The 23207-nt window shown below is 50.8% G+C and carries 19 protein-coding genes and 1 riboswitch; of the genes, 8 read left to right on the top strand and 11 right to left on the bottom strand.

Features of this window, described 5'->3' with window-relative positions; all coding sequences use genetic code 11:
• Positions 1–22 precede the first annotated feature (22 nt).
• A complete protein-coding gene (metH, locus tag IO95_RS05835) occupies positions 23–3706 on the top strand; it encodes a methionine synthase (protein ID WP_023490332.1) in 3684 nt (1227 codons plus the stop codon).
• Positions 3707–3860: 154 nt separating this feature from the next.
• Complete coding sequence (locus IO95_RS05830; RefSeq protein WP_037384225.1) at positions 3861–4430, top strand: glycerol-3-phosphate responsive antiterminator; 570 nt, start codon at positions 3861–3863, stop codon at positions 4428–4430.
• Between the two features lie 190 nt (positions 4431–4620).
• On the opposite strand, the gene IO95_RS05825 is transcribed toward IO95_RS05830, so the two are convergent.
• The 4 genes from IO95_RS05825 to IO95_RS05810 form a co-directional block, all read right to left on the bottom strand.
• Positions 4621–5685 carry a metal-dependent hydrolase gene (locus IO95_RS05825; RefSeq protein WP_023490334.1) on the bottom strand — a complete coding sequence of 355 codons (1065 nt, stop codon included), beginning with the start codon at positions 5683–5685 and terminating at the stop codon, positions 4621–4623.
• On the bottom strand, positions 5673–6398 hold the full coding sequence (locus IO95_RS25780) for a hypothetical protein (RefSeq protein ID WP_023490335.1): 726 nt from the start codon (positions 6396–6398) through the stop codon (positions 5673–5675). The genes IO95_RS05825 and IO95_RS25780 overlap by 13 nt, the downstream gene beginning before the upstream one ends.
• Positions 6399–6655: 257 nt before the next feature.
• Positions 6656–7555 carry an SDR family NAD(P)-dependent oxidoreductase gene (locus IO95_RS05815; RefSeq protein ID WP_023490337.1) on the bottom strand — a complete coding sequence of 300 codons (900 nt, stop codon included), beginning with the start codon at positions 7553–7555 and terminating at the stop codon, positions 6656–6658.
• 96 nt (positions 7556–7651) lie between these two features.
• Positions 7652–8371 carry an SDR family NAD(P)-dependent oxidoreductase gene (locus IO95_RS05810; RefSeq protein WP_023490338.1) on the bottom strand — a complete coding sequence of 240 codons (720 nt, stop codon included), beginning with the start codon at positions 8369–8371 and terminating at the stop codon, positions 7652–7654.
• A gap of 108 nt (positions 8372–8479) precedes the next feature.
• On the opposite strand from IO95_RS05810, the gene IO95_RS05805 reads away from it, so the two are divergent.
• Positions 8480–9067 (top strand): TetR family transcriptional regulator, encoded by a 588-nt coding sequence (locus IO95_RS05805; RefSeq protein WP_023490339.1) that lies wholly within the window; start codon positions 8480–8482, stop codon positions 9065–9067.
• Between the two features lie 148 nt (positions 9068–9215).
• Here the strand turns inward: IO95_RS05805 and IO95_RS05800 are convergent, their stop codons facing one another.
• Positions 9216–10664, bottom strand: a complete 1449-nt coding sequence (locus IO95_RS05800) for an FGGY-family carbohydrate kinase (protein WP_023490340.1) — start codon at positions 10662–10664, stop codon at positions 9216–9218.
• Positions 10665–10718: 54 nt separating this feature from the next.
• Positions 10719–11321 (bottom strand): MFS transporter, encoded by a 603-nt coding sequence (locus IO95_RS05795; protein WP_023490341.1) that lies wholly within the window; start codon positions 11319–11321, stop codon positions 10719–10721.
• Between the two features lie 587 nt (positions 11322–11908).
• Here IO95_RS05795 and IO95_RS05790 point away from each other — a divergent pair.
• The 5 genes from IO95_RS05790 to IO95_RS05770 are packed head-to-tail and all read left to right on the top strand — an operon-like array spanning position 11909 to position 17355.
• On the top strand, positions 11909–12694 hold the full coding sequence (locus tag IO95_RS05790) for an SDR family oxidoreductase (RefSeq protein WP_023492864.1): 786 nt from the start codon (positions 11909–11911) through the stop codon (positions 12692–12694).
• A gap of 59 nt (positions 12695–12753) precedes the next feature.
• Positions 12754–14208, top strand: coding sequence for an FAD-binding oxidoreductase (locus tag IO95_RS05785; RefSeq protein WP_023490204.1), 1455 nt, complete (start codon positions 12754–12756; stop codon positions 14206–14208).
• A gap of 54 nt (positions 14209–14262) precedes the next feature.
• Positions 14263–15597, top strand: a complete 1335-nt coding sequence (locus IO95_RS05780; protein ID WP_023490205.1) for an MFS transporter — start codon at positions 14263–14265, stop codon at positions 15595–15597.
• A 16-nt stretch (positions 15598–15613) separates the two neighbouring features.
• Entirely contained in the window at positions 15614–16420 is an 807-nt protein-coding gene (locus tag IO95_RS05775; protein ID WP_023490206.1) for a hypothetical protein, read from the top strand.
• Positions 16417–17355, top strand: a complete 939-nt coding sequence (locus IO95_RS05770) for an electron transfer flavoprotein subunit alpha/FixB family protein (protein WP_023490207.1) — start codon at positions 16417–16419, stop codon at positions 17353–17355. Before IO95_RS05775 ends, IO95_RS05770 begins: the two co-directional genes overlap by 4 nt.
• On the opposite strand, the gene IO95_RS05765 is transcribed toward IO95_RS05770, so the two are convergent.
• The 5 genes from IO95_RS05765 to IO95_RS05740 all read right to left on the bottom strand — a co-directional run bounded on the left by IO95_RS05765 (position 17352) and on the right by IO95_RS05740 (position 22988).
• Complete coding sequence (locus tag IO95_RS05765) at positions 17352–17639, bottom strand: ferredoxin-like protein (RefSeq protein ID WP_023490208.1); 288 nt, start codon at positions 17637–17639, stop codon at positions 17352–17354. The two genes, IO95_RS05770 and IO95_RS05765, sit on opposite strands and share 4 nt — an antisense overlap.
• Positions 17636–18889, bottom strand: coding sequence for an FAD-dependent oxidoreductase (locus tag IO95_RS05760; RefSeq protein ID WP_023490209.1), 1254 nt, complete (start codon positions 18887–18889; stop codon positions 17636–17638). Before IO95_RS05760 ends, IO95_RS05765 begins: the two co-directional genes overlap by 4 nt.
• Before the next feature lie 155 nt (positions 18890–19044).
• The gene (gene panS, locus IO95_RS05755) at positions 19045–19965 is read right to left on the bottom strand and encodes a ketopantoate/pantoate/pantothenate transporter PanS (protein ID WP_023490210.1); all 921 of its coding nucleotides are present in this window, start codon (positions 19963–19965) and stop codon (positions 19045–19047) included.
• 327 nt (positions 19966–20292) lie between these two features.
• Positions 20293–21660 (bottom strand): lysine-sensitive aspartokinase 3, encoded by a 1368-nt coding sequence (gene lysC, locus IO95_RS05750; RefSeq protein WP_023490211.1) that lies wholly within the window; start codon positions 21658–21660, stop codon positions 20293–20295.
• Between the two features lie 133 nt (positions 21661–21793).
• A riboswitch (Lysine riboswitch) is annotated at positions 21794–22006 on the bottom strand.
• A 490-nt stretch (positions 22007–22496) separates the two neighbouring features.
• A complete protein-coding gene (locus tag IO95_RS05740; RefSeq protein WP_023490212.1) occupies positions 22497–22988 on the bottom strand; it encodes a hypothetical protein in 492 nt (163 codons plus the stop codon).
• Positions 22989–23207 lie beyond the last annotated feature (219 nt).

Here is a 23207-nt window from a genome sequence, read left to right as displayed (position 1 = left end):
CACCGGGTATCAAGGGGCTACAGTGATAAATCGAGTGGAACAACTGCGTGAGCAGTTAGCACAGCGCATTTTAGTGTTGGATGGCGGTATGGGGACCATGATCCAGAGTTATCGGCTGGAAGAGCAGGATTATCGTGGCGAGCGTTTTATTGACTGGCAATCGGATTTGAAAGGCAATAACGATCTGCTGGTGTTAACCAAACCGCAATTGATTGCGGCGATACACCATGATTATCTGGCCGCCGGGGCTGACATCCTGGAAACCAATACCTTCAATGCCACCAGTATTGCCATGGCGGACTACCACATGGCGTCACTGTCTGCCGAGATTAACTATCAAGCGGCGTTGTTGGCCCGTGCTTGTGCCGATGAATGGAGTGCACGTACCCCAGAGAAGCCGCGCTATGTTGCCGGTGTATTGGGGCCGACCAATCGCACTGCGTCTATTTCACCCGATGTGAATGACCCGGCATATCGCAATGTTTCTTTTGATCAACTGGTAGCGGCTTATCGTGAGTCAACCCGCGCACTGGTGGAAGGTGGCGTCGATCTGATCATGATCGAAACCATCTTCGATACCCTGAATGCGAAAGCTGCGGCCTTTGCGGTAGAAACCGAGCTTGAAGCATTGGGGGTGACTTTACCCATCATGATTTCCGGCACTATCACCGATGCGTCTGGCCGCACCCTTTCCGGCCAGACGACGGAGGCGTTCTATAATTCGCTACGTCATGTCCGCCCATTGAGCTTTGGCCTTAACTGTGCCCTCGGCCCCGATGAACTGCGCCAGTATGTGGCGGAGTTGGCGCGTATCTGCGAAAGCTATGTGACAGCCCATCCAAACGCGGGTTTACCCAATGCTTTTGGCGAATACGACCTTGATCCTGACGCCATGGCTCAGCAGGTTGGTGAATGGGCTCAGTCCGGTTTTTTGAATATGATCGGTGGTTGTTGCGGCACCACGCCTGCGCATATCGCGGCGATGGTAAAAGCGGTGGAAAATGTGCCACCACGGCAACTGCCTGTATTACCGGTGGCTTGCCGTTTGTCTGGGCTGGAACCGCTGAATATTGATGCTAACTCGCTGTTTGTTAATGTGGGGGAGCGGACCAATGTGACCGGTTCAGCACGTTTCAAACGCTTGATTAAAGAAGAGAAATACAACGAGGCACTGGATGTGGCGCGCCAGCAGGTGGAAAGCGGCGCTCAGATCATCGATATCAATATGGATGAAGGGATGCTCGATGCTGAAATGGCGATGCAGCGCTTCCTTAACCTGATTGCCGGCGAACCTGATATCGCTCGGGTGCCGATTATGATCGACTCTTCCAAATGGAGTGTGATCGAAAAAGGCCTGAAATGTATTCAGGGCAAAGGGATTGTTAACTCGATCTCAATGAAAGAAGGTGAGGATGCCTTTATCCAGCACGCCAAGTTGGTGCGTCGCTATGGGGCAGCGGTGGTGGTGATGGCGTTTGACGAAGTCGGTCAAGCGGATACCCGTCAACGCAAGTTTGAGATTTGCCGCCGCGCTTACCAGATCCTGACCGAGCGTGTGGGCTTCCCGCCGGAAGATATTATTTTTGACCCCAATATTTTTGCTGTCGCCACCGGGATTGAAGAGCATAACAATTATGCCGTCGATTTTATTGAAGCCTGTGCCGACATTAAAACCCATCTGCCCCACGCGATGATCTCCGGTGGTGTCTCCAACGTCTCATTCTCTTTCCGTGGCAACGATCCGGTGCGTGAGGCGATCCACGCGGTGTTCTTGTACCACGCCATCCGTAATGGCATGGATATGGGGATTGTTAACGCAGGCCAGTTGGCGATTTACGACGATCTGAGTGCAGAACTGCGCGACGCAGTAGAAGATGTGGTGCTTAACCGTCGGCAAGATGGCACTGAACGTTTACTGAATCTGGCAGAAAAATACCGTGGTGGAAAAGACCAGGAAGTCGCCATACAGCAGGCGGAATGGCGTGGCTGGCCGGTGGGTAAAAGGCTGGAGTACTCCTTGGTCAAGGGAATCACTGAATTTATTGAATCAGACACGGAAGAGGCACGTCAGCAAGCAGATCGTCCGATTGAGGTGATCGAAGGGCCACTGATGGCTGGGATGAACGTGGTGGGCGATCTGTTTGGTGAGGGGAAAATGTTCCTGCCGCAGGTGGTTAAATCTGCCCGTGTGATGAAACAAGCGGTGGCATACCTTGAACCTTATATTGAGGCCAGCAAACAGAAGGGGACCACAGCGGGGAAAATCCTGCTGGCAACCGTGAAGGGGGATGTCCACGACATTGGCAAGAACATCGTTGGTGTGGTGCTGCAATGCAACAACTACGAAATTATCGACCTGGGTGTGATGGTACCAACGGACAAAATCCTGAAAACTGCCCGAGAACAACAGGTGGATATTATTGGCCTGTCCGGCCTGATTACCCCCTCGTTGGATGAGATGGTCAATGTGGCGAAAGAGATGGAACGCCAGGGTTTTACCTTGCCATTGCTGATTGGTGGGGCTACCACCTCTAAAGCCCATACCGCGGTGAAGATCGAAAAAAACTACAGTGGCCCGACAACTTATGTGCAGAATGCTTCACGTACCGTTGGGGTGGTAGCGGCGTTGCTGTCGGATAACCAGCGTGAGGAGTTTGTTGCCCGTACGCGTAAAGAGTATGAAACGGTTCGTATCCAGCATGGGCGTAAAAAATCGCATACGCCACCGGTCAGCCTACAGCATGCGCGCGATAACGCCATGGTGCTCGATTGGCAAAATTACCAGCCACCGGTACCCAATCAATTGGGTGTATTCCCTGTAGAAGCGGATATTCATACGTTACGTGATTATATTGATTGGACGCCATTCTTTATGACTTGGTCACTGGCCGGTAAATATCCGCGTATTCTGCAAGATGATGTTGTCGGGGAGGAGGCCAAGCGCTTATATCAGGATGCCAACCAACTGCTGGATAGCCTGGCGGCTCAAGGCAGCCTCAATCCGCGTGGTGTTTTTGGCCTGTTCCCTGCTAACCGCGTGGGTGATGATGTGGAAGTCTACCGTGATGAAAGTCGTGAAGAGGTGCTGGTGGTCAGCCGTCATCTACGTCAGCAAACGGAGAAAACCGATTTCCCGAACTACTGTCTGGCGGATTTTGTTGCGCCGAAAAGTAGCGGTAAGGCTGACTATATCGGTGCCTTTGCCGTGACGGGGGGGCTAGAGGAAGATGATCTGGCCGCGGCCTATGAGGCTCAACATGATGACTATAACAAAATTATGGTAAAAGCCTTGGCTGATCGTTTGGCAGAAGCCTTTGCTGAGTATTTGCATCAACAAGTGCGTAAACTGCACTGGGGCTTTGCGGCGGATGAAAATTTAACAAACGAAGAGTTAATTCGTGAGAACTATCAAGGTATCCGCCCAGCGCCGGGTTATCCTGCTTGCCCGGAACACACCGAAAAGGCAGCGATCTGGCAACTGCTGGATGTGGATCATCATGCGGGTATGAAGTTAACTGAATCCTTTGCCATGTGGCCAGGGGCAGCGGTTTCCGGCTGGTATTTCAGCCATCCGCAGAGTAAATATTTTGCGGTGGCACAAATTCAGCGTGACCAGGTGGAGGACTATGCGCAGCGTAAAGGCATGACGCTCAGTGAGGTTGAACGCTGGTTAGCCCCGAATTTGGGTTATGATACGGATAACTGATTTACCTTGTCCTGCAACTTGAATCAGTTTGGGTATTTACCCGGCATCATTCAAGCTGCAGGCTTTTTGAGCGTATGATTATTGCTTTTCCCGCAAGATAGGGAAGCCTGTAACGCAGATGCTAAAGCAGATTTTATCCAAGGGAACGCCTACTGTGTCTATTGTTGAGCTGTTAACGCTGCACCCAGTGATTGCAGCGGTAAAAGATAATGAAAGTCTGCAGATTGCGGTGAAGTCGGACTGCCAGATTATCTCGGTACTGTACGGCAATATCTGTAATATTGGCCGTATCGTGCAGCAGATTAAAGAGGCCGGTAAATATGCTTTTGTGCATGTCGATTTGCTGGAAGGGAGTTCCAATAAGGAGATAGTGATCAATTTCCTGAAAATTGTCACTGCCGCAGATGGCATTATCAGTACCAAAGCGTCGATGGTGAAAGCGGCGCGTCAGCACGGTTTTTATACCATTCATCGGCTCTTTATCATGGACTCCATCTCTTTCCACAATATCGATAAACAGGTGACGCAATCGACGCCGGATTGCATTGAGATCCTGCCAGGTTGTATGCCCAAAGTGTTGGGATGGGTGGCCGAGAAAGTTGATTTGCCGATTATTGCCGGTGGTCTGGTCTGTGATGAAGATGATGCACGAACGGCATTAACTGCCGGGGCCATTGCGGTCGCGACGACCAATCATGATGTGTGGAAGTTGCAGTTATCTTAATCTTTGCTGTCGGGTTGTCCAACCTAAAATGGTGAGATGTACCCAAGTTTGATTAAGTTGCAGGTAGAAAGTGAGAGACAAATCGGTTAACAACCGATTTGAACAGTATAGGTGCTGGCCCGAAGATTGATGAAGGGGATAGATAACGCGGTGACCAAGGCAAATGAACATAATCAATAGCCCTATAGTTTCATTGGTTAGGGGTATAAATACGTTTCCACACCCAGCTTAGTGTCTTGACGATGTCGCCTGATTCAGACATTTGGATTATTTCGGGGGCGGCAATCCAACTACCACGTTCATCTATGCCCGCAATGTCATAGCGGAAAAAATAATCGGGCTCTAACCCCATTCGCAGATCGGCAAGAATCAGCCGATGCTCGCCATTATCTCGGCGATGCACGTTAACGCCAACAAACCCATGAGTGAACCACAATAGACGCTGTAACGATGGTACAGAGGTCAACTGCGACAACGCTTGGTTGTCGCTTGCGTGATAAGTAAATTGCATTGCTCCTCGATCCGCGACAAGGGACCGGTCACCGAACCAGTAACCATTCGGTACCATCACAATCACCCGCCAAGCCAGCGTGTTGAAAGGAAGCGGTGTAGAAAAACGCGGGGCATTCTGCAAGTTCAGGAAGGCCAGACTTTGCGATGCTACTTGGTCGACCAGAGATTTGGCGGCAACACTCCAAACCAGGTAGGACGAGCTCACGAGCAAGCCTGCTACCAACCAATTGCGTGCCGCTCTGTCTCTGCCAGAGCCACTCGTTTGCTGCGCGGTTTTGTGTGGTGAAAGCCGGCAGGTAGCAACAACCCCTATCAACAAGGGCATGGTATATAACGGATCAATGACGAAGATTGTCGCCCACATGACGGGTGGGATCTTCATGGGCCATAACAGCTGAGTGCCGTAGACGGTAAAGGCGTCCAGCAACGGATGCGTTATCAAGGCTAGCCAGATCGCCAACAGCCACTGCAACGGGGAGGACTGGATCAGGCTACTGCGAGATTTGAGTAACCGCCAAAGCAATAATCCCAACACCGTTAGCACCAAAAGTGAATGCGATGGGCCGCGGTGCCAGGTTACTTCTGTAACCGCATCACTGCCGAAGACGTTGAACCAGAGCACGTCCAGATCGGGCAAGGTACCGAGTACTCCACCCGCCAGTATTGCCCGGCGTCGATGACTCGGGGGCACAACAAGTGCAGCAACACTACTGCCAAGAACAATCTGAGTTAATGAGTCCATGGTAGACTCCAACGGCTTGGTTTATCGACCTGTGGGATATCCTGGAGCTTTATCCATCGGTCATGCAGCCATTGTTCCGTTTTGCGGCGAGCGAGTAGGGTGGCCCATTCCAGATCGCGCTCGAACAGCATCGGTTTCTCATCGCTACCGACGATGACCCAGAACCAGCGCCCATCAGCCAGACTGCGTGCCTTGAATTTTAAACCGGTAAGTTGAACGGTCTCGTTATGGCCTGCGCGTGACAGGAGAATAGGTTCATCATGAAGGGTAACAGATGCTCTCCTCAGGCTGGTCAGCAAGTCGGGTGTAGCCTTACGCAGGAACTCTGCCGCAATCTGCTCAGCGCGCTCACGAGATGGTAAAGGATTTCCCACCAGGTCGAGCGAGATGTTGGCAAAACCTTTAAGTGTGCCATCGGTGGCGATCACCGTACTAAAGTGTTCTCCCTCTAGGAAAGCATTGCGCCCATCGCGCCGCTCGTAACGGCTGAGGGTTGCGGGCTGACCATCCAGAGTGACTGAACGCTGACTGGTTTGATGATGAGTATCCGGGATGCCGATCGGGTTATCTCCAACCGCACCGGCAGCCGCCTGCAACACGAATGCAGGCAGAGCAGCGGAAAACCCAAGACTGATGCGCAGCACCAGGATCCAACGGCGGGCGTTCCACCATGTGGTCAGGACTGAAGAGATCGATGAATGGATAGAATTCATGGTTTCCTCGTGAACAAAGCCAGCGATACACTGCTCGCAACGCAGACAGTAGCCAGTAAAAGTGCCGCAGCAAGCCCCATCAATACCGGGACGAAATCGGGCACCCAGGGCACGATAAACGGGCCGATGCTGGCACCGATAAACAGGATAAAACCATTGAGGGGCACGCGGGCTCTACATCGGGTTCGTGAGTTTCTGGGGCATGATAGTGGCATAGTTAATTGGGCCATTTTACTTTCCATGATGTTTTTTCCTTATCAGCTCGTGGTTAAGCCACCGTCAACAGCCATGACAGTGCCGGTGATCCATTTAGCCTTGTCCGAAGCCAGAAAAACTGCCGCAGCCCCCACATCATCCACATGGCCCAGCACGCCCAGGGGGTAAAGGACGGGTATCATGTCCGCAAACTGCTGTTGTTCGGCATCGCTCAGCAGGGCCAGGTTGTCTGTCAGTTGGGAGGTAGTCACGCTGCCGGGGGCAATGGCGTTGACGCGCACGCCCCGTTTACCCACTTCAAACGCCAGCGACTGGGTCAGGGAATTAAGCGCTCCTTTGGTGAGGGAGTAAGCGGTTGTTGTTCTGCCAGGCAGCATCCGCTGGGCAAAATATGAGGAAATGTTGAGCACATTGCCCTTTTGTGCCGCGATAAAAGACAGCAGCGCCTGCGTCAGCAGATAGGGAGTTTTGATGTTCAGGTCGATGTGCCTGTCAAGCAGGGCTTCATCCGTTGCCTCAAAGGGGACAAATTTGCCTATGCCCGCATTGTTGACAAGAATATCCACTGTGCCAAGCTGCTCTGTAATATGCCGGACCAAGGACTGCATGCTGGAAGGCACGCCAAGGTCGTGGGCTATGGTTGTGACCGTCACACCATAGTGCGCTAGAGATGCCTGCGCCCCTGCCAGTTTTTCCTGTGTGCGGCCTATCAGGCATACATTGGCCCCGTTTGCCGCAAAGGCGCGGGCAATGCCCAGGCCAATGCCGTCGCTGCCGCCGGTTATCACTGCATTTTTATTTTTCAGCATAGCTGTCTCCGTACTGTGTTGTTGGATAAAAAAACACTCCCGAGTTTCGCCGTTTCTGGCCCGTTCCATAAGCTGCTCCGGCCGCTTGATGTTTGCTGTTATTTCTGTCGTAAAACTGTGCAAATCATCCATCTGGCGCTCCGCTTTTGCCTGATGGCCGCGCAGAATCTAACCCCCTCTTTGTCTTTAAGTCCGGTGGCATCGATCCAGCATGAGACTTACGTTTTTTCAGCCATGGATCCCTGCTTCTTCTATGGGAACGGCTTTCCCAACGATGACGGAATGTACCTGACGTGTAGTATGTAGTTCCCAGAACTGGTCAGCGACGTCTGTCGGTGCGACGGTATCACTTTTACCTATAGCGCCCGGTGTTCCCTCAACGAAGCCGTTGACGATCACCTCACCGACATGAATGCCATGTGGTGCGAAGGTATGCGCCAAAATATGGGTAGTTTTACGTTGAGCAGCAACGCCAATGGCAATCGCAGCATAATCGACGGCGAATGCGTTGATTTGTGGGTCATCAAGTGCCATGACGCCGCTGGTCACCAGTACGGTACCTTTTGATGCCATAAGGTCGTTCTTGCTCTCTTGTACCGCAGTGATGTAGCCAACAACGCGGAGATCGAAACTCTTACTCAGATCATCGGGGGGAGTGGAGAGCAGGTCACCTTCGATATCGAGAAAGACGTTCCAGTGCAGAATACCTATAGGTCCCATCATTCCATGTACGTTCGTAAAGACATGTCGAATCGCTTTAACATCGCTCAGATCGGCCGGGAAAGCCTGAACCTGGATACCTTCGGCGTTCAATTCCGTTACCGCCTCAGTGAGACGCTGAACATTGCGCGCAATCAGGGCAACGGGATGACCCGCCTTACCAAAACGGCGAGCGACTGCTTGGGAAATTCCTGGGCCATAGCCACAGATGACGATGGTGTTTTTCATAATTCAGACTCCGATTATAAGGTAAAACTACAACTCCAACGTTTAAGTTGGAATTTAATATAGTATGATTACGCGATAACAACAACCCATAAATGAGAGAGTAGAAAAATGGCTTGGGATACCGAAGGGACGAAACGCAAAATTCTGGATGCGGCGATGACCGAATTCGCCCGACTCGGGCCCGATGGCACCACCCTTGAGCGGGTTGCCAAGTTGGCCGGTGTCAACAAGGAGCGTGTTTATAATTACTTTGGCGACAAGCGGGCGCTGTTCTCAGCCGTGTTACGTAGTGAGTTGGCTAAGGTGGCATTGGTGTTGCCCATTACGTCCTTTGCGGTCGAAGATATTGGCGATTACGCTGGCCGTGCCTACGATTATCACCTTGAGAACCCGGAACTGAGTCGACTCATGCGCTGGGAAGGTTTGACCTTCAATGCTGAGGTGCCGGACGAAGAACAACGACGTGAATACTACAGATACAAGATTCAGGCTGTGGCCGATGGGCAGTGTGCGGGAAGAGTTACCCAAGCCATTGAGGCTGATCATCTTGCTTTTTTGGTGTTAGCCCTGGCCGGATGGTGGTCTGCTGTTCCACAAGTAGCGCGTATGTTAACGGGGCCCGATAGTAAGGAAGAACAGGCCAGGCGGAGAGCTTCCGTCGTAGAGGCCGCGCGACGTCTGGCGAAGGCCCCATAGAGTTGACGTTAATGATGGAAAAAATTTGCCGTGAAAGGGGCAGTTCAAATAACGGAAGTAAGGTGTTATTGATAATGGGCGTTTCCCTGTTCATTATTATGCAGCTCGTAAGAGCTGTACGGCTCATCCATGAGCCTCATTTCAGTTGTTAATCCACTAATGGACTCAGTGCCTGTAGCAAGGGATCCAGATGTTTGTTCACTTGCTGATATACCTGCTGGTTCAACTGATTGTAGAATTGGTGGTTATCCCTGTTCGGTTCAAAGCTGTCCCCCATGCGTACCAATTTCTCGGCCGCTTGTTGATAGTCATCGAACACATTTACCGCCATCCCGGCGTTGATAGCGCAACCCACAGCGGCTGACCCTTTCATGATATTCCGGCAGGTGGGAACGCCAAACACATCGGCAAAAATCTGCATAAACAGATCACTGTTGGCACCACCGCCAGAAATAATCAGGCGTTTGAATGGTATTTTCAGTTCTTGTGCCATCTTATCCATATGATTTTTCATGGTAAAGGCAATACCTTCCAGCATGGAACGGTACATATGGGCGCGGGTATGACGGCCATCAAAACCAATCATGGCACCTTTGCGGAATTCCGCTTCTGATGGTGGAGCCCAGTCATGTACGGTGATTAAGCCTTCACAACCAGCGGGAACCCGTTCTGCTTCGTGGTTTAACAACTCCTCAATACTGGTCCCGGCATCATGAGCATCCGACAGAGCGGCGGCGCCAAACTGATCGCGGAACCAACTGATGGTCCACATGCCACGCCGTACACCCATACACTCATACAGATAACGGCCAGGGATTGATGCCTGGAACGGCCAGAAGTTCTGTGCGTCTTTCACGTTGGCGTGGCCGTGTACCATGGCACCAACATAGGTACCCAGGGAGATCAGCGCGACCCCTTCCTCCAATGATCCGGCACCAAGCGCTTCGACCGCTTTATCATGGGCGGTAGCAACCACCGGAATACCCGCAGGGATACCCAGCTGTTGTGCTACTTGTTCCGTAACATAACCGAGTACTTCACCGGGCTTCACGACATCCAGCACCTGGTCACGGGCCAGATTACAGCTTTGCCAGACGGCAGGGTCGGTGCTCCAGTCCAGCGTATCGTTATCCATCGGCCACCAACCAATGTAGTTGGCACAGGTATCTTTGAACTCCCCGGTCAGGCGATGGGTAATATAACCCGAAGTGGTGGTCACATAGCGCACGCCCTGATAAGCATCAATATATTCATAAGGTTTGTTCAGGCGCTTATCCATCCAGTTAATCACCGGATAGGCCAATTCACCGTTTTCTTTCAGCAATACGCGGCAACAGCGGACGATACAGATCCCCATCGCCAGAATATCTTGCAGCTTGCCGCCCCGTTCCCCAAAACGCTGCATGGCGCGGCGGAATGCCACCTTGAGCGAGTCCCACAAGTCGTCATCTGGGTGCTCCGCTAACAGGGGAGCGGGGATATCCATTTTGCGTAGTTGCTGCTTTCCTTCACAGATGACATTGCCATCCAGATCAAAAATAACCACTTTCGCACTCTGGGTGCCTACGTCTACACCCATTAGGTACTGGCTTTTCATGTTACAACTCCTTGATATTCTTTGATGCATGAAGTTAGGAGTTAGCTGCGTGAATCACCCATTGTGGGGATCACGGGGTGGCTGACTGCCTGCAACTTGTGGTGACCGGTATAGATAAAACGACTCGGTCACGGGTTGTTCCACGGTATTTTTGTTATCGACGCGCTTAATGTTGTTAAACAGCAGGAAGGTAAACACCACCACCAGACAGGTGGTACTCAATCCCATCAACCACATATTGTGATAGGCCTCCGCGGCAGGCAGCGTGTCTTGCCAATGACCGATGACCGGGTAAACAAACACATCGGGCAGGAAGCCGATAACCGAGCAGATACCCACGGTGGTACCGACAATGTATTTCGGTGTTCTGGCCTCGCCGATACAGGCAAAGTACAACCCGCGTGAGGCATAACAGGTAAAGGTCATCATTTTTCGATGGGAGAATTTATCGGCAATCACCCCGCTGGAGGCATAGAGAATAATCGCGGTGATACCAAAGGTACTCATGATGAGACCCATTTCGTTACTGGAGAACCCCATAAATTTAGCCATGGGGATTTGATAAATATAACGCAAGTAGGCCAGACCGAAACTTACGCCACCGCTGATACTTATTATTGCCAGCGTTAACCAACGGTGTGAATTAGATTTTTCCATCGTAAAGTTCCGCGTCAATATACCCTGATTTTTGTCATTGATACGCTTCATACTGCATGTTGACATTCACTGGGCAAATCGAATTAAACAAAAAAAGAGAAAAGCAAGCTCCCCGCCAAGCAGGAAGTTACTTTTCTCTTCGTCTCTTTCAGTAACTGCCGACATAAATAGCACATTGGCATTCCATTCATCTGTGAGAATTATCACAAAACAACAGGAGACCAATTTATTTAAATCTTACTGCTCAGTAATCCACCCGATTAATCTGATGAAAGTCAGTGGTTATACCCATTATCCGCCAAGGTTTATGATGAAGTGGATGTGATCATGGCTATTATCTATTCATCTAATTTTTTTTGCTTTTTTATCGACGCATCGCTCAAAAAAATCAAGGTATCTTATTGCTTAATATAAGTAATGTTAGCAATAAAATGAAATTGTGATTAGTGTCACGGAATAATAGTGAGAGGGTGTGTTAATTTTTTCTCAGTTACTAGAGACGATGAGAAAAGTAACTTCTCTGCCCAGTGCAGGGGAGCTTGCTTTTCTCTTTTTTTTGCGTTTTTTTCGGACCAAGGGGCAACATCATGTCATTAAACGCCTTAAATCAGTTCTCATTAGATTTCTTTTCATTGAAAGGTAAAACCGCCATTGTCACTGGCGGCAACAGTGGTTTGGGGCAGGCATTTGCCATGGCATTAGCCAAGGCCGGGGCCAATTTATTTATACCCAGCTTTATCATGGATAAGGGCGAAACCCGCGAACTCATTGAACAGCAAGGTGTTAAGGTTGAGTTCATGCAGGTGGATATCACGGAAAAAGGTGCCCCTGCCCGTGTGATCGCCAAATGCCTGGAAACCTTCGGCACCGTAGATATTCTGGTAAATAACGCAGGTATCTGTAAGTTGAATAAAGTATTGGATTTTGGCCGTGAAGATTGGGATCCAATGATCGATATTAACTTGACTGCCGCATTTGAATTAAGTTATGAAGCAGCAAAAGTGATGATCCCAAGAAAACAAGGGAAAATAATTAATATCTGCTCACTGTTCTCTTACTTGGGGGGGCAGTGGTCACCCGCCTATTCGGCGACCAAACATGCGCTAGCCGGTTTCACCAAGGCCTATTGTGATGAATTAGGTCAATATAATATTCAAGTCAATGGTATTGCACCTGGATATTATGCAACCGATATTACAGCGGAAACCCGTAAAAACCCTGAAACCAATAAACGTGTACTTGATCATATTCCAGCCAATCGTTGGGGGGAAACGCAGGACCTGATGGGGGCAATGGTATTTTTAGCCAGTCGTGCTTCAGATTATGTTAATGGTCATTTATTGGTTGTCGATGGTGGTTACTTGGTACGTTAATTTAAGGGTGGTTCTTATTTAATTGGGTGTTTATATTCTTAATTTAGGAAGGGTTAATTATGTCTCTATCTCGCGAAGAAATTGTTGTCCAGTTGAAAGAAATTGTTGGTCCGGATCGAGTTATTACGGATGAAAAGGTACTGCAGAAAAATAGCGTGGACCGTTTCCGGAAATATGCCGATATTCACGGTGTATTTACCCAGCCACTGCCTGCTGCCGTGGTTAAATTGGCCAATACCCAGCAAGTATCCGATGTACTGGCGTTTATGAATAAACACGGTATCAACGGCATACCTCGCACCGGTTCTTCGGCTACCGAAGGTGGGCTGGAAACCGTGGTGAAAGACACGGTAGTGCTGGATGGCTCAGCGATGAATAAGGTTATCAATCTTGATATCCGTAATATGCAGGCCACCGCGCAGTGTGGTGTTCCATTAGAAGTGCTGGAAAATCAATTACGAGCTCAGGGTTACACCACCGGTCACTCCCCACAGTCCAAGCCATTAGCTCAGATGGGTGGGCTGGTTGCGACCCGCAGTATTGGTCAGTTCTCCACGTTGTATGGGGCAATTGAAGATATGGTGGTTGGGCTGGAAGCAGTGTTCCCGAATGGCACCATTACCCGGATTAAAAATGTGCCACGGCGTGCGGCGGGGCCCGATATTCGCCATGTGATTATCGGTAACGAAGGGGCGCTGTGCTTTATCACCGAAGTCACGGTGAAAATCTTCAAATATATGCCAGAAAATAACCTGTTCTACGGTTACGTCCTCGACAATATGCAGACCGGTTTCAATATATTACGTGAAGTGATGGTAGAAGGTTATCGCCCTTCCATTGCTCGCCTGTATGACGCTGAAGATGGTACCCAGCACTTTACCCATTTTGCTGATGGCAAATGTGTTCTGATCTTTATGGCAGAAGGGGCAAAAGGTATTGCGCAGGCCACCGGGGCGGGTATTGAAGAGATCGTCAAACGCTATCCTGAGTGCAAAAAAGTCGACAGCAAGCTAATCGAAACCTGGTTTAACAACCTGAATTGGGGGCCGGATAAAGTGGCTGCAGAACGCGTGCAGATCATGAAGACCAATAACATGGGCTTCACCACCGAGGTCTCTGGTGATTGGGGCAGCATTAACACTATTTATGAAAATGTGCTCCGCCGTATTCGTGAAGAGTTTCCGCATGCGGACGATATCACTATGTTGGGGGGCCACTCATCACACAGTTATATCAACGGTACCAATATGTACTTTGTGTATGACTACAACGTGGTGGACTGCAAGCCGGAAGAAGAGATCGACAAGTACCATAATCCACTGAATAAAATCATTGTGGAAGAGACTATCAAGTTGGGCGGTTCGATGGTGCATCACCATGGCATCGGTAAACACCGTGTGCACTGGACCAAGGATGAACACGGTAGTGCTTACTACATCCTCAAGGCACTGAAAGAGGTGTACGACCCTAATGGTATTATGAATACCGGTACTATCTATCCCATTGAAAAATAAAAATCCTTTTAGGGCCCGGTTCGCCGGGCCTCTCGCGCTCGAATAGGGGGAACGATGACACCACGGCCACCTCAACAAGTGCGTATGGATGATATTCCGCTTAACGCTTTTCATTGCAAAATAGCGGGGCTGACTTTTGGTGCTCACCTTACGGATGGCTACGTGCTGGGCGTGATTGGCTTCGCGCTGGCCCAGCTTAAACCGCAGATGGGTTTAACGCCGTTTTGGGAAGGTATGATTGGCAGTTCGGCACTGATAGGTCTGTTTCTGGGAAGCCTGATATTAGGCTGGATCTCTGATCATATTGGCCGCCAGAAGATTTTCACCTTTAGCTTTGTCATTATCACCTTGGCTTCAGTGATGCAGTTTTTTGCCTCCACGCCGGAACAGCTGTTCTGGTTGCGAGTCTTGGTCGGGGTGGGGCTGGGAGGGGATTACGCCGTGGGGCATACCATGCTGGCGGAATTTGCTCCGCGTAAACAGCGCGGCATCTTGCTGGGGTCATTTAGTGTGATCTGGACGCTAGGTTATGTTGCTGCTGGCTTTGTCAGCCATTTTTTGATTGAGCCGGGGCCAGATGCCTGGCGTTGGTTATTGGCCTCAAGTGCGATTCCCGCTTTATTAATCATGCTGTTACGCATTGGTACACCGGAATCCCCCCGCTGGTTGATGCGCAAGGGGCGGATAACGCAAGCCCACCAAGTGGTGCTCCGCTGTTTTGGCCCACATGTGATACTGAATGATGAAATTCCAGTAGAGACGGCACGCCATATCCACACGCTATTTTCGCCACGCTACTGGCGGCGTACGGCGTTTAACAGCCTGTTCTTCGTCTGCCTGGTTATCCCTTACTTTGCCATTTATACCTTCTTACCGTCGATCCTCACCCTGTTAGGGCAGAGCCATAATTTCGCTACCGACCTGCTACTGAATGGTCTGCTAATGGTGGGGGCATTGCTGGGGATCGCTCTCACCCAATGGCTACCACGTCGCCGCTTCCTGATTGGTTCGTTTTGGCTCCTGGCATTGAGCCTCGGGGTATTGGCGTTTATGCCGCAGGGGCAGAGTGCCATGTTACTGCTGTTTGCTTTGTTTACCTTGACCATTTCGGCCGTCAGTAACCTGGTTGGCGTGTTCCCGGCAGAAAGCTTCCCGACGGATATCCGTTCACTGGGCGTCGGTTTTGCTACCTCAATGAGTCGCCTTGGCTCAGCGATTGGCACCGCGTTGTTGCCGATGTCGATGCTCTCATTAGGGTTACAGGGGACCATGTTGATCCTAACCGGGATATTGGTACTCGGGGCGGTGGTATCAATATTGTGGGCACCGGAAACCAAAGATATGACCTTGGTAGGAGCCTCTTCGGTCAAAACGTTAAATGCTCACTGAACAACAGGAGAAGCGGATGAACCTGCTGTTGGCAATTAATATTGCCCCTGACCTTGGCATGTTGCCCCCTCATGACTGGCTGCCTGATGAACAGTTACAGATCGACACGCGTTTTATCCGGCGGCTGTTGAGTGGTTATGACGAATGTGCTGCCGAAATGGTATTGATGCTGCGTGACGTAATGGAGCTCAATTTGAGCGTCTTGACGATAGCCGACGCCACCGTCGACCCGGTGCTGAAACAACTGTTGGCGCTGGAATATCAGCAAGCTGTACGTATTACTCCCCCGGCAGAGTGGGATCTACGCTTCAATTCCATGGCGGTGGCGGCACTGATTGCCGCTTATCAGCAACAGATTGCTACGCAGTCGGTGATTGTCATGGGGAAGCAAAGCATAGAAGGCCAAAATGGCCAAACGCCGCTGTTATTGGCTGAGCACCTCAACTGGCCTTGTATCACTGGTGTTTGTCATTTGGCTCCGGCAACTGAGGCTGGCGCGTTACAGGTTACCCGGCAAACCGCCTATGGCATGGAAGTGATGACGGTGATGCCACCGATGGTGTTGGTGGTCGGTAATGCGCAGCAGGCCAGCGCATTACGTGTGCCGACACTGAAGCAGAAGCTGGCGGCGGCTAAACGGCAGGTTTGTCGCTTAACACCAGGCGAACTGGGGATAACCGCATTACCAACAAGTCATGTGCAGCTATGCCGTTTAACACCGATAGAACATCGGCGTGCCGGGGTGGTGATTGAGGGGGATAGTGTTGCGCAGAAGGTACAACGCTTGTGCCAGGAGTATCTCACTGACCGGTGGTCATTATGATTAAAATCGCCATCCTGTTAGATGCAGACGCGCCTGATTTTTATCAGCAAGCGGCGCAAATCAATCAGTTTCTGCAATTGAGCGAACTGTCCTCCTCACCCGTAGCATTGTGGTTATTTAGCCATACGGCACCACAGAGTTTACCGTGCCTGACAGGGGAGGTGACAGAGGTGCGTTGGATCATGGCACCGCGACAGGTGGAAGCACGTTTAATGGTGCTGGAACAGATGCAACAGGCGTTCACCGCCCAATTATTGCTGTTTGCCGGTGATGAGGGGGAGGAACTGGCAACCCGCTTGGCTTACCGAACCACGGGGGCGGCATGTGGCAATATCGAGCAAGCACAAATTACTGACACTGAATGTCGGGTAATGAAAGCGGTTTATAACAACCATCTTGCTGCTGAATTGGCGATGATGCAGCAACCCTGGTGCCTGAGCGTGGCTCGTGGTGCTAACGTCAGTATCGGGAGCGTGCCAGCCCCAATATTGGCTGAACAGTTTCATCCTACGGGCATCTGTGATGCATCATGGCTATTGGCATCCAGTGATTCCCCAGCTCCGGAAGTTTCACCGCTTAGCCAGGCTCGTTATGTCCTGGCGATCGGCGAGGGGGTGGGTAATGCTCAGAATGTGCTTTATTTACAGCAGTTGGCGACGCGTTTGGGGGCTGAATTGGCGGCTAGCCGACCGGTGGTGATGAATGCCTGGTGCGAAATGGATCGATTGCTGGGTATGTCGGGTGCCATTATCGCCCCAGAAGTCTGCATTGCCGCAGGGGTATCCGGTGCACCGGCATTTGCCATGGGCATTCGCCACAGCAAGTTGATCGTGGCGATTAATCAGGATCCGCAGGCGGCGATTTTCGCCCAAGCTGATGTGGGGATTGTTGCCGACATGAATGCGGTGTTGGAGGAATTGGCTAAGCAGCTTTAACCGAAGCGGAACTCGATGCCTTTACCGTCAGTTGGATAGCGCCAATGGGCGAAGGTCTCTGCACCCCCCAGCAGGCGGCAGGTTCCACACTCTAGGCAACCCTGCACGTCGAAATACAAGCTACCGTCCGCTTGGAGCTGGTACAACCCAGCCGGGCAGGCGATCACTAACTGCCGCAAGATATCACCCTGTTGCGCATCCGCCAGAACAATATGCGGATTTGCATTATCTACTTGATTGTAGTTATGGTGATAGTAGTTATGGCTTAAGTCAGGTTTATTCATAAACTACGCATCCCATTAACGGTATCTTTCAGTAATTGCCTCAGGCCGATACGGCGAGCATGACGCCACAATAACTTGTGCAACGGTGTCGGGGCATGGCCATTGACTTGAAACATCTCTTGCAGCACATCGGCAGCCAACTGAGGATAGCGGTTGAACCAGTGGGGGGAGCGTAGCATCAGTTCCGGCAGGCGGCGATATTGCCGAATTAATGCCCAAAGCGCACTTTGCTGTAACCGCTGCGGGTAATGCTGGAGGGCTTGGTGGGCAATCAATGTCTCTGCGGCGGCTTGTGCTGATAGCATAGCCAGATCCATACCACGCACAGTATGACCGGTGTTGATACATAAGCGTGCGGCATCACCCACCACCAGATAGCCTGGGCCACACAGGGGCGGGATGCTGTCCAGGCCCCCTTCGGGGATCAGGTGAGCACTGTATTCGCATAGTTCGCTATTTTTCAGCAAGGGGCGTATTACTGGGTGTTGTTTGAACTGCTGCAGCATGTGCGGCAAAGCGATACGGCTGTTACTCAGGCTGGACAGATTACATACCACCCCCAGAGAGAGCGTGTCGCGGTTGGTATACAGAAAGCCGCCACCCACTTTGCCCTGCGTCGGCTGCCCGGCGAATAACCAGGCACAACCTTGGTCATCTTCCAGCGTAAACCGTTCTTCCAACTGGGCACGGGGTAATGCCCGTACCTCTTTCACCCCAATAGCTAGGGTGCTGGTGGCGGGTTTGGCTTGTAGCCCTGCCTGTTCACTGAGTAGGGTATTGGCCCCTTCCGCCAGGATCACCGTATTGGCATAAAGTGCCTCACCTGCGGCCATCACGCCCACCACCTGGCTTTGTTGCATAATCAGTTGATCAACCAGGGTACCGGTCAGGCATTGTGCGCCTGCCGCTTGTGCTTGCGCCATCAACCAAGGGTCAAAGCGGGCGCGTAATACACTGTAAGAACAAGGTAAATTATGGTGATAATCCAGCGTTACTGCGCTATCCCCATTCAGCAGGGACAGTTTTTCTTGGGTGATGCAGCGTTCTAATGGTGCAGTGGCAATAAAGTCAGGTAGCATCTGCGCTAACGCATAGGTATACAAACGGCCACCGCTGACGTTTTTACTGCCAGCTTGAGTGCCACGTTCCAGCAACAGGGTATTAATGCCTGCGCGGGCCAGCCACAGGGCGGTGGTGCAACCAGCAATGCCACCACCAACGATAATGACATCAAAATCAGGATGTTCCATGGATGTGCTTTCTCCAGAACAGGGGCACCGCTGAGGATAACATCAACGCTCTGACGTTCATTGATTCTGCACAGTTTTTACGCGGTTGCTGGTTGCCTGACGGCCAGATGGGTTAAGGCTGCTGCTGACTGCGGCAGCCTGAGGTTACCGAATGACTAATCTTTCTTCTTGATGGGGCGACCTGACCAGTAGCCAGCCAGCAGTGAACCGGAAAGATTGTGCCATACCGAGAAGAGAGCGCCAGGCAGTGCTGCCAGTGGGGAGAAATATATCTTGCCCAGCGTTGCCGCCAAGCCGGAGTTTTGCATTCCCACTTCAATGGCCAGTGTGCGGCAGGTAGATTCGTCGAATCCGAACAATTTCCCACCCCAATAACCACTCAATAGCCCGATGCCGTTATGCAGGATCACCGCGATAATCACCACCATCCCTACAGAAGCGATATGGCTTTGGCTACCCGCTACAACGGCGCTGATGATAGCCACAATGCAGACCATCGATAAAGCCGGGAGGTAGGGTTCAACACGTTTGACGATCTTGCCGCAAGTATGGTGAATAATCAGCCCCAATCCGATTGGGATCACCACAATTTGCAGGATACTCAACAGCATTCCCATAATATCGACAGTGATGGCGGCATCCACATACAAGCGTGTCAGCAATGGGGTGGCAAAGACACCCACCAGGGTGGACACTGCCGAAATGGTGACAGAAAGGGCAACATCACCTTTGGACAGATAGATCATCACATTGGAGGCGGTGCCACTGGCGACACTACCCACCAGCACCATGCCCGCAGAGAGGTCTGGCGGCATCTGGAACAGCATGGCCAGCAGCCAGGCGGCTAGCGGCATAATCAGATAGTGCAGGAAGATCCCTGCCGCCACCGGGCCAGGGCGAGAGAGTACACGTTTGAAATCGTCCAGACGCAAAGTGACCCCCATGGCAAACATGATCAACATCAGCAACGGGCTGATATAGGGGCTGATACCGGTAAAGGTTGTCGGGGAGTAGTAGGCGGCAATCGAAAGCAGTACCGCCCAGAGTGGGAATAGGCGAGTGATCTTGGTTAGCATGGTTGGGATTGTCCTTAATATTCAGCGAGGGATTAACAGCCTATACGCAAAATACTTCGAATTGCTTGAAGGCAGCCAGCGATGGAAGCCCTAGGAGCATAGCCCACTATGTGACTAGGGTGACAGAGCGCAGCTAACACCCAAGCAGTTTGAAGTAAGAAGGGTATATACCTATCGCCTTTCTAGCTGCAAGGGGCAGCGTATCGCGCTCTTCAAGTAGCAGGAAGCGCTGGCTAAATGCCCTGCGTTTTCCTGCCACTCGAATGAGTGAGACTATAAGACCGGGTATCAACCCTTAGTTTGTTACTCGAATAAATCCTTAGTTTGTTACTCGAATAAATTATGATGCAGCGTGCGGACCACCTGTTCAGCATCGTTACCCGGTACCAGGAAACAGAGGTTAAAGCTGCTGGCACCATAGCAGATCATACGGATATTGAACGGCTCCAGTACACCGAATACCTCTTTACCCACGCCACAGGCTTGGGAAAGCTTGTTGCCGATCAAGGCAACCAGTGCCAGATCCTCTTCGACTTCCACCCGGCACAGCGAGGAAAGCTCAGTGAGCAAAGAGGTGGTCAACAGGCTGCCGCCGGTGGTGGTGGAACCGGTGGTATCCATGGTTAAAGCCACACTCACCTCAGAGGTGGTGATCAGGTCGACCGAGATTTTGTGACGGGCCAGAATATTGAACACCTCCGCCAGGAACCCACGGGCGTGCAACATATTCAGACTGTGGAGTGTCAGTAGCGTCTGCTTACGGCGTAATGCCAACGCACGAAACAGCGGCGGGTTTTCCGTGGTATTACAGACCAGAGTACCACCGGCGGCGGGATCTTTGCTTGAGCCGACAAATACCGGAATATCGCTGCGTACCGCAGGGAGCAAAGTCGCTGGATGTAATATTTTTGCCCCGAAGGTGGCCATTTCCGCCGCTTCTTCAAAGGTGATTTTATCGATGCGTTTGGCTGCGGGGACCACACGAGGGTCCGTGGTGTAGATGCCGGGGACATCGGTCCAGATATCCACCCGAGCAACATTTAATGCTTCACCCAACAAGGCTGCCGTGTAGTCACTGCCGCCACGGCCTAAGGTAGTGGTTCGGCCTTTGGCTTCGCTGCCGATAAAACCTTGGGTGATTACCAGTGCTTGTTGCAGACGCGGTCTTAACTGGGTTTGTACCAATTCGGTCAGTGCAGTGCTATCGGGAGCCGCGCGACCAAAATTGTCATCGGTACGCATGACTTTACGTACATCAAACCATTCAGCCTGGGCCTTGCGGTTGCGCAGAATTTCAACAAATAACAGGGTAGACATCAATTCGCCGTGACTGACCAATTCATCGGTCAGTGCCGGGGAGGTTGCCAGCGCAGCGGCTTCTGACAGCATGGTGATGTTTTCCAGCATGTTATCAATTTCACTGCGGATCACCGCTGGGTTTTCGAGACGCTCAAGAATGGCGTACTGAATACGGCGGATTTCATCGAGTTTGCCGGTACGCTTTTCGGTGTCACAGCCTTCCGCCAGTGCTACCAGCAGATTGGTAATTCCAGCCGAGGCGGAAAGCACCACCAAACGAACATCAGGATTGGCCAATACCAGGTCGGCACTGCGATTCATGGCGTCGAAATCAGCCACACTGGTACCGCCGAATTTTGCTACGACAGTTGCATTTTGCGAAACAGGTTGATTCATTTAAAACCTCGTGTCAGGGATGCCATTTCATACCCAGGTTCCTGAATGGGTATTGCTGGCAACTTATTTCCATAGCCTTGGCACAAGGTAAGAGCGGTAAACAGGGAGCAGGCGTAGAGGTAAAAACTACGATACACCCAGAAGCGCTCCACCTTGCTGACCACTTGATTAAGGTGGCCCACGGTGACAACTCAGGGGATTCAGCCCCTGTAGCCGACGTGATGGTTGCCGTTATACCCGATAAACCTGGATATCATCACGCCTCGGCGTCGCTCCCCCTCCAGTGCCGTCATCGGATGATGGCTCCTCAGACACTTTACCTGGGCGACGCGCCTCTTCTGGCTTGCACACCGGGTGCGCAAGTAGGCTATTAGGAATAACGGGTTTATGCGCTGTTGTCAACGGGTAGAGGCAACCTGGTTGACTGCTATTTTGTGTTTAAAATCGAGCCGGGCCGGTAACGGCCCTGTTCAACCGAATGAAGCATACCGAAGATGACTTAATCACGATAAAATCATCGGCTGGTATCTCACTATTTACCATTATTAATCAATCTGCATCACGGCCATTTTTATAGTGAGCGCTGTTTTAACCTGAAGTGTATTTTCTCATTAAACTGTTTATTAAAAAATCACAGTATAAAAATTAAATTAACATAGCCATTAAAAGTTCTTTGTCTGGCAACATAGAGAACCAATAAAAAACATATAAATTACTGCCCATAAAGTAATGGCGGTAACGATAGGCAGCCTGATAAAAATAATTATGAAATAGATAAAAAACAACCACAGCAGCGTTGACAGTTATCTCTTCTGCTGTAGTTATCGGCACTTATGTTATGAACCCTGATTAACGCTGGGCTCGTTGTTTTTCATATAGGTCGCAATCCAGACCTTTCTGGAGAAAAAATGCAATATATAAAACAGGAAAAGAAAGGTGCTCAATATCAACATCACCACGCCAACCAAATCGATCAAAATAAACTGTTCGCCTGGGTCCATGGTGACTGTTCCCCCTGTCAAAATCATAAGGAATACCAGCAATAAGCAATTATGGACTATCGTTATGACCCAGCCAAGGGCTGAATTTTGTTTATAAAAAAACATCAATCGTCGCCAACGAGGTGTTCGCTTAAAAGCATTGATGGCGTCGTCCATCAGATTCGACTCTGCATCCATTCTTTGGAGCTCCGGATCAATTTCTCTGAACAATAAATTGATCTCAGCCTGGATGATGGATTTCACCATGGTCTCTTCGAGAGCCTCACAGTTTTGTTGTAGCTCGATTATTTTTTTCAAAAAATCGGCACGGCTGATGAAGGCGCTCATCTTGTCTTTCTCGCGATTCGAAAACCTTGAGATTATGTAAATAATCAACGGCGTAAGAATAGTCGTTGTTGCAGGCAGAATTATTTTTAGAAGATCTGAGTCCAAAATTTGTCTCCTCAGGGTGAGCTGCCAAGAGGTCAGCAATATATTATTTCTCTGTCATAAAAAGCAAATAAATGCCAACTGCCAGATAGATTGTTGCCGCGACAATCGATGCCT

The sequence above is a fragment of the Serratia sp. DD3 genome, assembly GCF_000496755.2.
This window is presented reverse-complemented; position numbering and strand designations above follow the sequence as displayed.

Coding starts and splice junctions, on each gene's coding strand:
- IO95_RS05775 (WP_023490206.1), top strand. CDS start 15,614: ATGAACCTGCTGTTGGCAATTAATATTGCCCCTGACCTTGGCATGTTG.
- IO95_RS05780 (WP_023490205.1), top strand. CDS start 14,263: ATGACACCACGGCCACCTCAACAAGTGCGTATGGATGATATTCCGCTT.
- IO95_RS05800 (WP_023490340.1), bottom strand. CDS start 10,664: ATGAAAAGCCAGTACCTAATGGGTGTAGACGTAGGCACCCAGAGTGCG.
- lysC (WP_023490211.1), bottom strand. CDS start 21,660: ATGAATCAACCTGTTTCGCAAAATGCAACTGTCGTAGCAAAATTCGGC.
- IO95_RS05805 (WP_023490339.1), top strand. CDS start 8,480: ATGGCTTGGGATACCGAAGGGACGAAACGCAAAATTCTGGATGCGGCG.
- IO95_RS05785 (WP_023490204.1), top strand. CDS start 12,754: ATGTCTCTATCTCGCGAAGAAATTGTTGTCCAGTTGAAAGAAATTGTT.
- IO95_RS05795 (WP_023490341.1), bottom strand. CDS start 11,321: ATGGAAAAATCTAATTCACACCGTTGGTTAACGCTGGCAATAATAAGT.
- IO95_RS05765 (WP_023490208.1), bottom strand. CDS start 17,639: ATGAATAAACCTGACTTAAGCCATAACTACTATCACCATAACTACAAT.
- IO95_RS25780 (WP_023490335.1), bottom strand. CDS start 6,398: ATGAATTCTATCCATTCATCGATCTCTTCAGTCCTGACCACATGGTGG.
- panS (WP_023490210.1), bottom strand. CDS start 19,965: ATGCTAACCAAGATCACTCGCCTATTCCCACTCTGGGCGGTACTGCTT.
- IO95_RS05810 (WP_023490338.1), bottom strand. CDS start 8,371: ATGAAAAACACCATCGTCATCTGTGGCTATGGCCCAGGAATTTCCCAA.
- IO95_RS05740 (WP_023490212.1), bottom strand. CDS start 22,988: ATGAGCGCCTTCATCAGCCGTGCCGATTTTTTGAAAAAAATAATCGAG.
- IO95_RS05790 (WP_023492864.1), top strand. CDS start 11,909: ATGTCATTAAACGCCTTAAATCAGTTCTCATTAGATTTCTTTTCATTG.
- IO95_RS05825 (WP_023490334.1), bottom strand. CDS start 5,685: ATGGACTCATTAACTCAGATTGTTCTTGGCAGTAGTGTTGCTGCACTT.
- IO95_RS05815 (WP_023490337.1), bottom strand. CDS start 7,555: ATGGATGATTTGCACAGTTTTACGACAGAAATAACAGCAAACATCAAG.
- IO95_RS05770 (WP_023490207.1), top strand. CDS start 16,417: ATGATTAAAATCGCCATCCTGTTAGATGCAGACGCGCCTGATTTTTAT.
- IO95_RS05760 (WP_023490209.1), bottom strand. CDS start 18,889: ATGGAACATCCTGATTTTGATGTCATTATCGTTGGTGGTGGCATTGCT.